Annotated in this window: 13 protein-coding genes; 8 read left to right on the top strand and 5 right to left on the bottom strand. The window is 58.0% G+C overall.

Translation table 11 applies throughout. The features are described from left to right. Nucleotides 1-41: 41 nt before the first annotated feature. From hmeg3_RS09460 to hmeg3_RS09445, 4 genes are all read left to right on the top strand, one after another. Nucleotides 42-1,079 (top strand): ABC transporter permease, encoded by a 1,038-nt coding sequence (locus hmeg3_RS09460; RefSeq protein ID WP_094563504.1) that lies wholly within the window; start codon nucleotides 42-44, stop codon nucleotides 1,077-1,079. After that, nucleotides 1,073-1,891, top strand: a complete 819-nt coding sequence (locus hmeg3_RS09455) for an ABC transporter ATP-binding protein (protein WP_198361811.1) — start codon at nucleotides 1,073-1,075, stop codon at nucleotides 1,889-1,891. The genes hmeg3_RS09460 and hmeg3_RS09455 overlap by 7 nt, the downstream gene beginning before the upstream one ends. Next, the gene (locus hmeg3_RS09450) at nucleotides 1,888-3,090 is read left to right on the top strand and encodes a cytochrome c (protein ID WP_094563503.1); all 1,203 of its coding nucleotides are present in this window, start codon (nucleotides 1,888-1,890) and stop codon (nucleotides 3,088-3,090) included. The genes hmeg3_RS09455 and hmeg3_RS09450 overlap by 4 nt, the downstream gene beginning before the upstream one ends. Before the next feature lie 87 nt (nucleotides 3,091-3,177). Next, nucleotides 3,178-3,474, top strand: coding sequence for a cupin domain-containing protein (locus hmeg3_RS09445; RefSeq protein WP_094563502.1), 297 nt, complete (start codon nucleotides 3,178-3,180; stop codon nucleotides 3,472-3,474). Nucleotides 3,475-3,559: 85 nt separating this feature from the next. Here hmeg3_RS09445 and hmeg3_RS09440 read toward each other — a convergent pair whose 3' ends face one another. The 3 genes from hmeg3_RS09440 to hmeg3_RS09430 are packed head-to-tail and all read right to left on the bottom strand — an operon-like array spanning nucleotide 3,560 to nucleotide 6,035. After that, nucleotides 3,560-4,351 (bottom strand): MetQ/NlpA family ABC transporter substrate-binding protein, encoded by a 792-nt coding sequence (locus tag hmeg3_RS09440; protein WP_094563501.1) that lies wholly within the window; start codon nucleotides 4,349-4,351, stop codon nucleotides 3,560-3,562. 14 nt (nucleotides 4,352-4,365) lie between these two features. Next, on the bottom strand, nucleotides 4,366-5,028 hold the full coding sequence (locus hmeg3_RS09435; protein ID WP_094563500.1) for a methionine ABC transporter permease: 663 nt from the start codon (nucleotides 5,026-5,028) through the stop codon (nucleotides 4,366-4,368). After that, the gene (locus hmeg3_RS09430) at nucleotides 5,025-6,035 is read right to left on the bottom strand and encodes a methionine ABC transporter ATP-binding protein (protein WP_094563499.1); all 1,011 of its coding nucleotides are present in this window, start codon (nucleotides 6,033-6,035) and stop codon (nucleotides 5,025-5,027) included. The genes hmeg3_RS09435 and hmeg3_RS09430 overlap by 4 nt, the downstream gene beginning before the upstream one ends. A gap of 255 nt (nucleotides 6,036-6,290) precedes the next feature. Between hmeg3_RS09430 and tauA the strand changes: the two genes are divergently transcribed. The 3 genes from tauA to hmeg3_RS09415 are packed head-to-tail and all read left to right on the top strand — an operon-like array spanning nucleotide 6,291 to nucleotide 9,006. Continuing rightward, a complete protein-coding gene (gene tauA / locus hmeg3_RS09425; RefSeq protein ID WP_094563498.1) occupies nucleotides 6,291-7,298 on the top strand; it encodes a taurine ABC transporter substrate-binding protein in 1,008 nt (335 codons plus the stop codon). Beyond that, entirely contained in the window at nucleotides 7,271-8,098 is an 828-nt protein-coding gene (locus hmeg3_RS09420; protein ID WP_198361810.1) for a taurine ABC transporter ATP-binding protein, read from the top strand. The genes tauA and hmeg3_RS09420 overlap by 28 nt, the downstream gene beginning before the upstream one ends. 20 nt (nucleotides 8,099-8,118) lie before the next feature. Next, entirely contained in the window at nucleotides 8,119-9,006 is an 888-nt protein-coding gene (locus hmeg3_RS09415; protein WP_094563497.1) for an ABC transporter permease subunit, read from the top strand. Nucleotides 9,007-9,066: 60 nt separating this feature from the next. On the opposite strand, the gene hmeg3_RS09410 is transcribed toward hmeg3_RS09415, so the two are convergent. After that, nucleotides 9,067-10,350: an amidohydrolase family protein gene (locus hmeg3_RS09410; protein ID WP_094563496.1), complete on the bottom strand. Its 1,284-nt coding sequence runs from the start codon at nucleotides 10,348-10,350 to the stop codon at nucleotides 9,067-9,069. Nucleotides 10,351-10,915: 565 nt separating this feature from the next. On the opposite strand from hmeg3_RS09410, the gene hmeg3_RS09405 reads away from it, so the two are divergent. Further along, entirely contained in the window at nucleotides 10,916-11,773 is an 858-nt protein-coding gene (locus hmeg3_RS09405; RefSeq protein WP_232511936.1) for a PHB depolymerase family esterase, read from the top strand. A gap of 105 nt (nucleotides 11,774-11,878) precedes the next feature. Here the strand turns inward: hmeg3_RS09405 and hmeg3_RS09400 are convergent, their stop codons facing one another. Further along, on the bottom strand, nucleotides 11,879-12,880 hold the full coding sequence (locus hmeg3_RS09400; RefSeq protein WP_094563494.1) for a bile acid:sodium symporter family protein: 1,002 nt from the start codon (nucleotides 12,878-12,880) through the stop codon (nucleotides 11,879-11,881). Between the last annotated feature and the right edge of the window lie 141 nt (nucleotides 12,881-13,021).

The raw sequence follows: 13,021 nt of genomic DNA, 5'->3' as shown, positions 1-13,021 counted from the left end.
GGCAAGCCCAGACCTGATCTTCAACGCAAACGGAGTTCACCATGACAACTTCCACCACCAACGACGTCTTGCTCAGGGCCAATCAGGCTGGCCTGTTCGACGGGGTGCGCACATCCGGCATTGTCGGCATCTGGCGCACTGGCCTGCTTGCGGCCGCCACCTGGCTGTTGCTGGGCCTGATCACTCTACGCTGGCCGAACAAGGAAGTCGGCTTCAGCGACTGGGCTTTCACCGATGAGTTCGGTTACGCTGCGGTGGCGGTTGCCGTGCTGCTGGCAGTTCTTGCAGTGGCAGGTGACCGCGCAGGCCGCGTGGCGCAACTGCTGCGTCCCGCAGGACAATGGCTGGTCGCGGCGCCCTTGCTGCTGGGCGTCTGGGAAATCCTGACCGCCAAGCTGGGTGTTTTGCCCACCCCCTTCTTCGCGCCGCCGCAGAGCCTGATCGAAGTCTACAGTGAGGACTGGCGCCGTCTCGGCATCAGCACCGGCTATTCGCTGCGTCTGCTGGTGCATGGCTTCGCGGCCGGCGGCCTAGTCGGTTTTCTGGTCGGCGCTACCATCGGCTGGTCGCGCGTAGCGGGCTACTGGGTGCATCCGGTGTTGCGTTTCCTCGGCCCTGTTCCGGCGTCCGCATTGCTGCCGCTGGCATTCTTCTTTGCGCCGTCCAGCTATGCGGCAGCGGTGTTTCTGATCGCACTGGCGACCTCCTTTCCGGTGGCCGTGCTGACCTGGTCCGGCGTAGCATCGGTGAACAAGAGCTACTACGACGTGGCGCGCACGCTCGGCGCATCGGAGTGGTTCCTGATTCTGCGGGTAGCGATCCCGGCGGCCTTGCCGCAAGTCTTTGTCGGTTTGTTCATGGGACTCGGCGCAGCGTTTTCAGTGCTGGTGACCGCGGAGATGATGGGCGTCAAAGCAGGCCTCGGCTGGTATCTGCAATGGGCGCAGGGCTGGGCAGCCTACAGCAATATGTATGCGGCGCTGATCGTGATGGCGATTCTGTGCTCAAGTCTCATCACCTTGCTCTTCAAGGTGCGCGACCGCGCGCTGTCGTGGCAAAAAGGAACCGTCAAATGGTAAACGCAACGCTGGAATCAAAGCATCAGCCACAGCAACAACAGCCGTCGCCAGACAAAGTCGGCGCGCGCATCGATATCGAATACGTCAGCCACTGGTTCAAATTGCCCAATGGCGTGCTGCAGGTACTCGACGATATTTCTCTGACGGTAGAACCGGGCGAATTCGTCGCCCTGCTCGGCCCCAGCGGCTGCGGCAAGTCTACCCTGCTGCGTCTGGTTGCAGGACTGGAGCCGGCCACCACCGGACAGGTCTTGCAGAACGCAGAGAAGATCACCCGTCCCGATCCGTCTCGCATTGTCGTGTTCCAGGATCCGACCTTGTACCCGTGGCGCAAGGTGTGGGACAACGTTGCACTTGGCTTGCAGGCGCGCGGCCTGTTGAAGGAACAACGCCAGCGCGTCGACGATGCGCTGGCGCTGGTCGGTCTGAGCGAATTCGCCGACGCTTTCCCGCATCAACTATCGGGCGGCATGGCACAACGCGTGGCGCTGGCGCGTGCGCTGGTCAATGATCCGCAATTGCTGGTGCTGGACGAGCCCCTGGGCAAACTCGACTCGCTCACGCGCTTGCAAATGCAGAGCGAACTGGTGTCGCTGTGGCAGCGCAATGGTTTTTCCGCGCTGTTGGTGACGCACGATGTGGAAGAAGCTCTGTTCCTCGCCAACCGCGTAATCGTCTTCAGCGACCGCCCTGCGCGCATCCGTGCCGAAATCAAGGTCGACCTGCCCTACCCTCGCCATCGCGGCGATCCGCGGCTGGCGGAACTGCGGCATGAAGCACTGCGTCATCTGGGACTGGATGCAAGCTGGTGATTTTTTCTTCGTTGTCCGACTGGATCAATCTGTTGCTGAGTGCGATCCAGGTTCTACAAGAGAGTTTTCTGCATGCGCTGGCGACGCTGGGATTAGCGCAGAGCAGCCACGGTCAGCCGGCGTGGCCGTTTTCACACCGCCTCAGCGGCGAAGTCCTGCTGATCGATCGCAGCGTGGCGCGGCAATTGCTGAGCGCGCTGGGATGGTCCGCCGCTGCCTTGCTGTCGTTCACCATCGCCTTATTGTGGCGTCGCGGCCGCCTGGCGATGCTGCTGATCTCCGTGGTCATCGTGTTGTTTACCTCGTGGCCGAATCGCCGGTTACTGCTGGCGCCGGCCGAGCCGACCAGCTTTCACGTTTCTCCCTCCGGCTTCAGCGCCGCCGCAATCGTCCACGGCAAACAACTCTACGATCAGCGCTGTGCCAGCTGCCATGCCGCCGATGGCAAGGGCGATACGCCGCTGGCGCTGTCAACGCCGGTCGCACCACCCAATCTTGCCAGCGGCCTGCTGTGGCGACGCGCCGACGGCGAGCTGTTCTGGAAGATTGCCTACGGCATGCACGATCACCGCGGCACAACCACGATGCCTGGCTTCACAGGCTCGCTCACCGACAACGATCTCTGGGACCTGATTGATTTCATGAAGGCCAATGCCGCCGGCACCAGCATCCGCGACATCGGCACATGGGATCAACCGGTCGCTCTGCCGACACTCACAAGCAATTGCGAAAAATCCTCGCCCTCGTCAGCGGGGCTATTGAACCCATGGCGCGGCCAGCGCGTGCGCCTGGTACTGGCCTCGGCAAAACAGCCGGCGTCGTTTCCGCTTGACGACCCGCGCCTGCGCAGCGTGATTCTCGCCGACGGTGCCGTCTCCCTCCCGGCCTCGCATGCAGGCGCACCGGCCATCGATTGCCTGATGCATTCGGACGACGCATGGAAGGCGCTCTCCATCATCACCGGCGTCGCCGTCGATAAGCTCGCCGGTACCCAACTGCTGACCGACCGCGACGGCTGGCTGCGTGCGCGTAAGCCGGCTGACGATAAAGGCAACTGGTCCGAGTCCGACATCCTCTGCCGGGCACCCACGACGATGAACAAGGACAATGCAGCCGGCGGCCTCGACAGCTTGATCGCAGCGATGGATGCAGAACCGGTGCGCTTCGTCAAAGGTGGTTTCGTCCATACCACGCAGTAATCTGCAACGATTGCCGGTAGACATTGCCTTTTTCAGGCATTACCTGCCCTGCTCGACCTCATATGATTATCCCTGGATCAACAAATCATGTCACTTTTTAACTTACCGAATATTGCCGCCGATTTGCCGGAAGCATGGAAGTCAACCGTTCTTGGTCAGGTCGGCCCGGCACGCATCAAGGTGCTCCGAATGAACGAGATGTCGTATGAAGAGGAAGTGCATGACTATAACGAGGGGCTGCTGGTCGTCGCCGGCCGCATGCTGCTGAAAATCAACAGCCAGACGGTGATCGTCCATGCCGGTGAACTCTATATCGCGGAGGCCGGCGTACCCCACGCCGTGCTGCCCGGCAGCGATGGCTGCCTAGTGATTGTTGATGTCTGATCAGGATTTTCGGAAGAAATTTCCAGTCCCGTCGATCCATGAAAAAAGCCCGGTCTCCCGGGCTTTTTTGCTGCGATGTTCACTATCAAAATGCAGGGACCACGGCACCTTTGTATTTTTCTTCAATGAATTTCTTCACTTCAGGCGAGTTCAAGGCTGCGGCCAGCTTCTTGAATGCAGGGCTGTCCTTGTTGTCTTCACGTGCGACCAGCAGATTGGCGTAAGGCGAATTGGCATCTTCGATGAACAGAGAATCCTTGACCGGATTCAGCTTGGCTTCAATGGCGTAGTTGGTGTTGATCAGTGCGACGTCAACCTGATTCAGCACGCGTGGCAAGGTTGCGGCTTCCAATGCACGGAATTTCAGCTTCTTCGGATTGTCGGTGATGTCTTTTTGCGTGGAGGAGATATTGCTGGTGTCCTTCAGCTTGATCAGACCGTTGCGTGCCAGCAGCAACAATGCGCGGCCGGAGTTCGATGGGTCGTTGGGGATAGCGATTGTCGCACCGTCCGGAATGTCGGCTGTCTTTTTGTATTTCAGGGAATAGGCTGCGAACGGTTCTACGTGCACCTTCGTGATCGGCACTTCGATATCGTTCTTGTGGCTCTTCTTGAATTCATTGAGGTAAGGCTGATGCAGGAAGAAGTTGCCGTCAACTTGCTTTTCATTGGTTTGTGCAGCCGGCTGGACGTAGTCGGTAAACACCTTCACTTGCAGGTCGACGCCTTCTTTGGCCAGCGTCGGTTTCAGGAATTCCAGGATTTCGGCATGTGGAACCGGCGTGGCGGCGATCACCAGCTTGTCGGCTGCCTGTGCCCCGCTGATGGCGAGGTAAGACAACGATGCTGCGAGCAGAAGGGATAATTTGCGGGACATGTAAGACTCCTTTTTTATTTACGTGTGAAATGCAGAACCAGGCGATCGCCGAAGAACTGCAGTAACTGCACCAGTACTACCAGGACCGCAACGGTGACGATCATCACCTCGGTCTGGAATCGTTGATAGCCAAAGCGAATGGCCAGATCGCCCAGGCCGCCGCCGCCGATGACGCCAGACATGGCAGCGTAAGACATCAATGTGATTGCAGTGATCGTGATGGCCGCGAACAAACCCGGCAGTGCTTCGGGCAACAAGGCGCCGAAGATGATCTGATGTGTTCTTGCGCCCATGGCCTGGCAGGCTTCGATCACGCCGCGGTCAATCTCGCGCAGGACGTTTTCAACCAGGCGCGCAAAGAACGGTGCGGTGCCGATGACCAGCGGCGGGATCGATCCTTCCACGCCGAGCGAGGTGCCGACCAGCACCAGGGTCACCGGAATCATGACGATCAGCAGGATCAGAAAAGGCACCGAGCGCAGGATATTGATCACCAGCGACAGCACGACGTAGACGCCGCGTTGAGCGAGCAATTGCTGGCGCGCCGTGATGAACAACAGGATCCCCAGTGGCAGGCCGATCAACACCGTAAAGAACAGCGATGCGCCGGTCATGACGAGCGTCTCCAGCGTCGCTTGCCAGACGTCGGTCCAGTCGACAACGGAGAAATCAATCATGACAACACCTCATGGTGAATCTGGTATTGATCGAAATGCGTGAACACCTGACGAATGTCTTCGTCACTGCCGTTCAACTCCACCAGCAGTTGCCCGTATGGGGTGTCTTTGATGCGTGAAATCGTGCCTTGCAAAATGGTGATCAGCGCCTGGGTAGCTGCCGTGATATTCGTCAGAATCGGCTGGTAAGTGATGTCGCCGACGAAGGTCAGGCGCACCAGCTTTCCTTTGAATTGATCGGCTTGCAAATTGGCGTCGTTGTCGAAGCTGTGACTTTCGGCGACCAGCTTTTGCGTCACCGGATGTTGCGGATGCAGGAACACGTCAGCGACTTTTCCGGCTTCTACAATACGGGTGTCGTCAATGACAGCCACACGGTCGCAGATGGTGCGGATGATTTGCATCTCGTGTGTGATGAGGACGATGGTCAGGCCGAGCTTGCGATTGATGTCCAGCAGCAGACGCAGGATCGATTGCGTGGTTTCCGGATCCAAGGCCGAGGTGGCCTCGTCGCACAGCAGCAGATGCGGGTAGTTGGCAAGTGCGCGGGCGATGCCGACGCGCTGTTTTTGCCCGCCTGACAACTGCGCGGGATATTTATCGCGATGTTCGCTCAGGCCGACCAGTTCCAGCAGTTCCGTCACACGCTGGCGGCGTTGCTCGGCGGTGTATTTTCCGGTGACCTTTAACGGCCAGTCGATATTGGCGGCAACGGTTTTGGCACTGAGCAGATTGAAATGCTGGAAGATCATACCGACGCGCTGGCGCAGCTTGTGCAAATTGGCGCTGTCGAATTGCGTGATGTCTTCGTCTTCAATGAAGATGCTTCCCGACGTGGGACGTTCGAGCAGATTCAGCGTACGAATCAAGGTACTTTTTCCAGCGCCGGAGCGACCGATGATGCCGAATACCTCGCCTGCTTCAATCTGCAGATTGATATCGGTCAGTGCTGTGATGTCCCGGTTGGCAACTTGATAAATTTTATGGAGATGCTCGATGCGAATCACGGGATGATGAGGTCAGATGAATGAGTAAGATGAACGCAGTCTAGCAACGGCAAAACTGGCTGTGAACGCATAAATACGTCGATGCATATTTGGTTTTGTAATAATAAAAAAGGCGCTCTCATTTACATCAGCAAGGGATCAAGACGCCTTCAACAATCCCTCTCAGTGACCGCATATCCATAGCTGGAAATATTCGTATTGCGACGCAAACGCGACTTTTATACTCGGACGACTATCCACTTCGTTACGAATAAAATGAAAAAAACTTTGCACGTTCTGGCCTTTACTCTCTTCGCTGCATCCACGCTCCTGACCGGAAACGCGGTGGCGCAAAGTAAGGAAGTTGTCATCGCCTATCAAGATATGGTGGTGCCATGGCGCTACGCGCAAGATGCACAAACGCTCGAACAGAAGACCGGCTATAAAGTCACCTTCCGCAAGCTGGCCAGCGGAGCCGATGTGATTCGCGCGTTGGCGTCGGGCTCGGTGCAGATCGGCGAAGCGGGTTCGGCGCCGATTGCCTCGGGCTTGTCGCAAGGGCTGGACATTGAACTGTTCTGGATCCTGGATAACATCAATGATGCAGAAGCACTGGTTGTGCGTAACGGCAGCGGCGTCAAGACGCTGGCAGACCTGAAGGATAAACGCATCGCCGTGCCGTTCGTCTCGACCTCGCACTTCCATACGCTGCTGGCGTTGGAACACGCCAAGGTCGATCCACGCAACGTCAAGATTTTGAACATGCGCCCGCCTGAGATCGCTGCCGCGTGGGAGCGCGGCGATATAGATGGCACTTTCATCTGGGATCCGGTTCTGGCGAAGGTGAAGAAAAACGGCCAGGTATTGATCACTTCAGGTGAGATCGCCAAACAAACCGGCAAAGCCACTTTCGACGGGATCGTCGTCAGCAAGGCGTTTGCTCGTCAGAACGACGCCTTTCTCACTGAGCTCGTGAAAACATTGGCGGCAACCGATGACAACTATCGCCGCAACAAAGCAGCGTGGACCGCCGATTCGCCACAGGTGAAAGCAGTAGCGAAATGGTCGGGCGCAGAAGCTGCCGACGTGCCGGCGAGCCTGTCGTTATATGAGTTCCCGACGTTGGAACAACAGGCATCGGTGCAATGGCTTGGTGGCGGTGCTGCCAAGTCACTGGCTGCGACAGCGGCGTTCTTGAAGACGCAGGGCAGCGTGCAAACGGTGTTGCCGGATTACAGTACAGGAGTCAATGCAACATGGGTACGCAAAGCAGCAGCACGTTAATCCCTTCGGCCGCGACCCGAGAGGCCGGCGGCCGGCTCGACGTACGCCGGTTGTCGGTGCGTTTTGCGGCGACGCAGGACGAGTCGCCGGCCTTGTCCCATGTCGACCTGGCGATTGCGCCGGGTGAATTTGTCGTTGCACTGGGGCCGTCCGGCTGCGGAAAAACAACGCTGCTCAATTGCCTCGCAGGTTTTGTACAAGCGTCGCAGGGCGAGGCTTTGCTTGATGGCGTGCCGATCACCGGCCCCAGTCCGGAGCTGGGTGTGGTATTCCAGAAGCATGCGTTGTTGCCCTGGCTGAATGTGGCCGACAACGTCGCACTTGGCTTGCGCTTTCGCGGCATCTCGCGCAGCGACCGGATCGCCGTAGCGCTGGAAAAGCTGCGGCTGGTCGGACTGGAACAGTTCGCCCGGTCACCGGTGTACCAGCTCTCCGGCGGCATGCAGCAGCGTGTCGGCATTGCCCGCGCGCTGGCGAACGATCCGCGTGTGCTGCTGATGGACGAACCCATGGGCGCGCTTGATGCGCTGACTCGGGAATCGATACAGGAGTTGCTGGTCAAGGTCTGGCAGCGTACCGGCAAGACGATCTTCTTCATCACGCATAGCGTCGAAGAGGCGCTGTTTCTGGGTTCCCGCGTCCTCGTCATGTCGCCGCGTCCGGGACGTATCGACCATCAGTTCGACCTGCCTTTTTCGCGTGACTATCTGGCGTCCGGCGATGCGCGAGCGGTTAAATCGTCGCCGGATTTCATCGCGTGGCGCGAACGTCTCCTGCAACTTGTGCATCAAGTTTCCTGAATCCATCAACGTACCCGATCATGACTCCTCCTTCGTCGTCTGCTGTACCGGATACTGTCTGGCCCGATGCTGCCTCGCCTGCCCAGATTCCCCTTGCGACCACGCTGCTACCTGCAGCAAAGGTGCATCCCCGCCCGGGCAGCGGTAAAACCCTGGGTGTTACTGTTGCGACAATCATCGTTCTGTTCGTGGTGTGGTGGGGCATCACGGCGCAAGCTTGGGTGGCGCCGCTCTTCCTCCCTTCGCCGTCCGCAGTGTGGAACGCAGGCGTACAAGCATGGACCGGTAACGTGCAAGGCGGCCTGCCGCTGTGGCAGCATCTGGCCTGGAGCTTGCTGCGCGTGTTTGGCGCTTTTGCGCTGGCAGCGGTAACGGCAGTGCCACTGGGCCTGTTGATGGGCACCAGCAGAATCGTGCGGGGTATTTTCGATCCGCTGCTGGAGTTTTATCGTCCGCTGCCGCCCTTGGCCTATCTGCCGCTGATCGTCATCTGGTTCGGCATCGATGAGACGGCAAAGATTTTGCTGATCTATCTCGCTTGCTTTGCACCGATTGCCGTTGCCACGCGCGCGGGAGTGACCGGCGTGCTGTCCGAACAACTGCATGCTGCGCTATCGATGGGAGCGAGCCGCTGGCAACTGTTGCGGCACATCATCCTGCCGGCGTCGCTGCCCGATATCCTGACCGGCTTGCGTATCGCCATCGGCTTTGGCTGGACGACGCTGGTCGCGGCAGAAATGGTGGCGGCCACGGCGGGTGTTGGTCAACTGGTGCTGAATGCCTCGAACTTTCTGCGTACCGACATCGTGATCATGGGCATCATCCTGATCGGCATCGTGGCCTATCTGTTCGATCTGGTAATGCGTCGGCTGGAACACCGGCTCGTCCCGTGGAAGGATCATCGCTGATTCGGCAAAAAGGCAGATGGGCAGGCATCTGTTCCCTCTGCCCGCATTCTCATCCCACCTTCACTGCCCTTGGCGCCGTAGCTTGAAATCCACCAGATCGGGGCGCCCCGGCAAACTCAGCCGCGCATGCGCCGCCGGCGCCTGACTGACGACGTTCCCCCGACGGATGACAAACCGCCGCGCGGCACGCAAGCGAATCGCTTCGATAGGGTCGCCTGCATCGAGCACTACCAGATCGGCATGGCATCCAACCTGCAATCCATATCCTTCCAGACCGAGGATGCGCGCAGGGGTTTCCGTTACTGCCTTGAAGCAGTTATGCATTGCATCCTGCCCGGTCATTTGGGCCACGTGCAGTCCCATGTGTGCGACTTCGAGCATGTCGCCCGATCCCAGGCTATACCATGGGTCCATGACGCAATCGTGACCAAAGGCGACGTCGATGCCGGCGGCAAGCATCTCCGGCACGCGCGTCATGCCGCGGCGTTTCGGATACGTATCGTGACGGCCTTGCAAGGTAATGTTGATCAAGGGATTGGCGATGGCGGCAACGCCCGCTTCACGGATCAATGGCAGCAGCTTGCTGACGTAGTAGTTGTCCATCGAGTGCATGGAGGTCAGATGCGATCCGGCTACCCTGCCCTGCATGCCGAGCCGCTGTGCGTGGTAGGCCAGCGTCTCAATATGGCGCGACAGCGGATCGTCGGACTCGTCGCAGTGCATGTCGACACGCAAACCCTTTTCTGCCGCAAACTCGCACAGCAGCCGGACTGATTCTGTACCGTCGGCCATGGTGCGTTCAAAGTGTGGAATGCCGCCGACCACATCGACACCCATGGCAATCGCGCGCTTCAAATTGGCGAAGGCTGTCGGACTGCGTAGCACGCCATCCTGAGGGAACGCGACCAGTTGCAGATCAAGATACGGAGCGACCTTCTCGCGGACATGCAACAAGGCTTCCACCGCCAGCAACCGATCGTCGCAGATATCGACGTGCGAGCGGATGGCCAGCAGGCCGCGCGCCACCGCCCAGTCGCAATATTGCAATGCGCGCTCGACCAATGCTTGCTGGGTGAGATCAGGTTTGAGCTCGCCCCACAGAGCGATACCTTCGAGCAAGGTGCCCGAAGCATTGACCCGCGGCAGGCCATAACTCAACGTGGCATCCATATGAAAATGCGCGTCGACGAATGGCGGCGTCACCAGATCACCGCCGGCATCGATTTCCTGTACTGCCTGGATATCCAGGGCAACGCCGATAGCAGCAATACGCCCGGCGTCGATACCAATGTTCACATGCTGGCTGCCGTCAGGCAGAGTCGCGTTACGTATGACCAGATCCATCCAAAATCCTCCGGCAGATAACAAAGCTGATGAATATGCGAATAACAGCACGAATAACTGCACGCATAACAGCACTCATCATTGCGCTGATAGCGAAGCGACGTAAGCATCGTTTCTATGCATGCATTGACAAGGTTTTAACGGCATTTCAACCGTAATTCAACCGCATTCCTGCATATTTTTCCTGTTCTCTACCCAAGCTTACTGCAGCGCCGCAATTTTGGGGAACATTGGCCATTTCAGCGCGTCTTCTGAAGGCAAGTCAGACAAGACAACTTTTCACTAACAGGCCAATATGCTAAAAATGCTCAATCGCATGTGGCTCAGTAGCATCAGAAAAGCCGGCAAAGCGCAGCAATCCAGAACGACCAAAATGCTGAAGGCAATGCTGGCTAAGCCAAAACCCAAGCCCGGCAAGCCGAGCAAATCAGTCGCCCCCCTTAAAGCCACGTCAGCAAAATCATCCACCTCAACACGCAAACCGGCCGCGACTGCAAAGACGTCTACGCTAGCGGGCACATGGAGCAGCGCTTATTGCACGACTGACAGCGTTCCAGCCCAGCGCATGCGCTATTGGCTTTTTATGCCGCCTGTCGAGTTGGCGCCAGCTTCCGGCAGGCCCCTCGTCGTCATGTTGCACGGCTGCGAGCAAAGCGCCACGGATTTTGCTGAAGGAACGCGCATGAACCGGCTCGCGGGTGACAAAGGATATGCCGTACTGTATCCCCAGCAATCGCTGCGCACACATCCCAATCGCTGCTGGAAATGGTATGACCCTGCGACACAGCGCGGCGGCGGCGATATCGCCTTGATCGCTCGCATGATTCGCAATGTCAGGGAGGAACACAACATTGATCCTCGACGCATTTATGTGTGCGGCATCTCGGCGGGCGCGGCAATGGCGCAGATTCTGGCGCTTACCCATCCGGAGCTGATTGCTGCAGTCGGCATGCATTCCGGCCCGGCATTCGGCACCAGCCGCAGTGCAATGGGCGCATACGGTGTGATGCAACACGGCAGTGCAAATCCGCTGACCCCGATTGTCAAAGTGCTGGCGAAAGATCCGTGGTTTCCCTCTATGCCGGCGATTCTGATCACAGCGGACGACGACAAGATCGTACGATCGATCAATCAGATCCAGTTGGTGAGGCAGTTCACGGCACTCAATCACGCAGCAAACCTCACACCGCTGCCGCTCGTTGCACGCGAGTTCGGACGCGTGTCCAAGCAGCATCCGCGCAAGAACTCCATTCAGATCCGTGATTTTTCCGCGGGTAAATCGATCCTGATCAGATCGATACACATCGAGCGCCTTGGGCATGCCTGGAGCGGCGGTGACGACAAGTTGCCGTTTCATGCCAAGGGACCGGATGCGGGCAAGCTGATGCTGGCATTTTTTGCCAAGCATCGACGCAAGGTCTGATGGTATTGGGGAGGTAAGTTTGAGATGCTTGTTTGAGAAACACAATAAAAAAGCCCGCAATAGCGGGCTTTGATTTTGCGTGCATCAGTGCATGCCGGCGCGTGCTTATCTCACCTGACCAAGCTTAGCGCTTGCATCGTTCTCTTCCGGACGGCTGCGATAGCGCTGTGCCAGGAAAGCGCACACCATGAGTTGAATCTGATGGAACAGCATCAGCGGCAACAGCACCATCCCGACGGTCTGACTGGCGAACAAGACTTTTGCCATCGGTACGCCGCTGGCGAGACTCTTCTTTGAGCCGCAGAAAACGATGGTGATTTCGTCTTCCTTGTTGAAACCCATGCGACGGCTGCCGAAGGTTGTCAGCGCCATGATAATCGCCAGCAGCAAGGCGCTGATCACGATCAGGCTGATCAACATTGTCACGGGCACCTGACGCCACAGCCCTTGATTGACTGCCTCGCTAAACGCCACGTACACCACCAGCAGTACAGAGCTTTGATCGACCCAGCGCAGCCAGGACTTGTTTCTGTCCATCCATGCGCCAATCCACGGGCGCGCGATCTGTCCTGCCACAAAAGGCAACAACAGTTGATAGACGATCTTGAGGATGGAGTCGAGCGAGGAATGCTGGGCGTTATGCGCCACCACGATCACGCTCACCATCAAAGGCGTCAGGAAGATGCCCAACAAATTCGATGCGGAGGCGCTGCAAATCGCCGCCGGCACATTGCCGCGCGCAACCGACGTAAAGGCAATCGATGACTGCACCGTCGACGGCAATACGCACAGGAACAGAATCCCCAAATACAGATCAGGTGTAATCACCAGCAGCAACGCCGGTTTCAGAATCAGTCCCAGCAGAGGGAAAACGGCAAACGTGCACAGCAGAACCGTCAGATGCAAACGCCAGTGAACCATGCCGGCCACGACCGCCTGACGCGACAACTTGGCGCCGTGCATGAAGAACAGCAAACCGATCATGAACGTCGTCAGCCAGTCGAAACCGACAGCGACCGATCCGGTACAGGGGAAAAAGCTGGCAGTAATGACAACGGCCAACAGCATGAGCGTCAGGTTGTCGGGCAAAAAGCGAGGGCGGGCCATAGAGATATCTGCTGAGTTATTCTGATTACCGTCCGCGGAGGACGAAACCCGCTATTTTACGCCACTGGCCAATGTTGTCTGCCGAGGCGGCCCAATGAACGGGCAAAAGAGGTGGAATTGACACATTCAGAGGGGATCGCA

It is taken from the genome of Herbaspirillum sp. meg3 (assembly GCF_002257565.1).
Lineage (GTDB): Bacteria > Pseudomonadota > Gammaproteobacteria > Burkholderiales > Burkholderiaceae_D > Herbaspirillum.
The sequence above is the reverse complement of the archived record's forward strand: the minus strand, read 5'-3'. Positions and strand labels throughout refer to the sequence as shown.

What these genes read in the sequence shown, in the direction of transcription:
- hmeg3_RS09460 (WP_094563504.1), top strand. Translation starts at nt 42, where the DNA reads ATGACAACTTCCACCACCAACGACGTCTTGCTCAGGGCCAATCAGGCT.
- hmeg3_RS09455 (WP_198361811.1), top strand. Translation starts at nt 1,073, where the DNA reads ATGGTAAACGCAACGCTGGAATCAAAGCATCAGCCACAGCAACAACAG.
- hmeg3_RS09445 (WP_094563502.1), top strand. Translation starts at nt 3,178, where the DNA reads ATGTCACTTTTTAACTTACCGAATATTGCCGCCGATTTGCCGGAAGCA.
- hmeg3_RS09440 (WP_094563501.1), bottom strand. Translation starts at nt 4,351, where the DNA reads ATGTCCCGCAAATTATCCCTTCTGCTCGCAGCATCGTTGTCTTACCTC.
- hmeg3_RS09435 (WP_094563500.1), bottom strand. Translation starts at nt 5,028, where the DNA reads ATGATTGATTTCTCCGTTGTCGACTGGACCGACGTCTGGCAAGCGACG.
- tauA (WP_094563498.1), top strand. Translation starts at nt 6,291, where the DNA reads ATGAAAAAAACTTTGCACGTTCTGGCCTTTACTCTCTTCGCTGCATCC.
- hmeg3_RS09420 (WP_198361810.1), top strand. Translation starts at nt 7,271, where the DNA reads ATGGGTACGCAAAGCAGCAGCACGTTAATCCCTTCGGCCGCGACCCGA.
- hmeg3_RS09415 (WP_094563497.1), top strand. Translation starts at nt 8,119, where the DNA reads ATGACTCCTCCTTCGTCGTCTGCTGTACCGGATACTGTCTGGCCCGAT.
- hmeg3_RS09410 (WP_094563496.1), bottom strand. Translation starts at nt 10,350, where the DNA reads ATGGATCTGGTCATACGTAACGCGACTCTGCCTGACGGCAGCCAGCAT.
- hmeg3_RS09405 (WP_232511936.1), top strand. Translation starts at nt 10,916, where the DNA reads ATGCGCTATTGGCTTTTTATGCCGCCTGTCGAGTTGGCGCCAGCTTCC.
- hmeg3_RS09400 (WP_094563494.1), bottom strand. Translation starts at nt 12,880, where the DNA reads ATGGCCCGCCCTCGCTTTTTGCCCGACAACCTGACGCTCATGCTGTTG.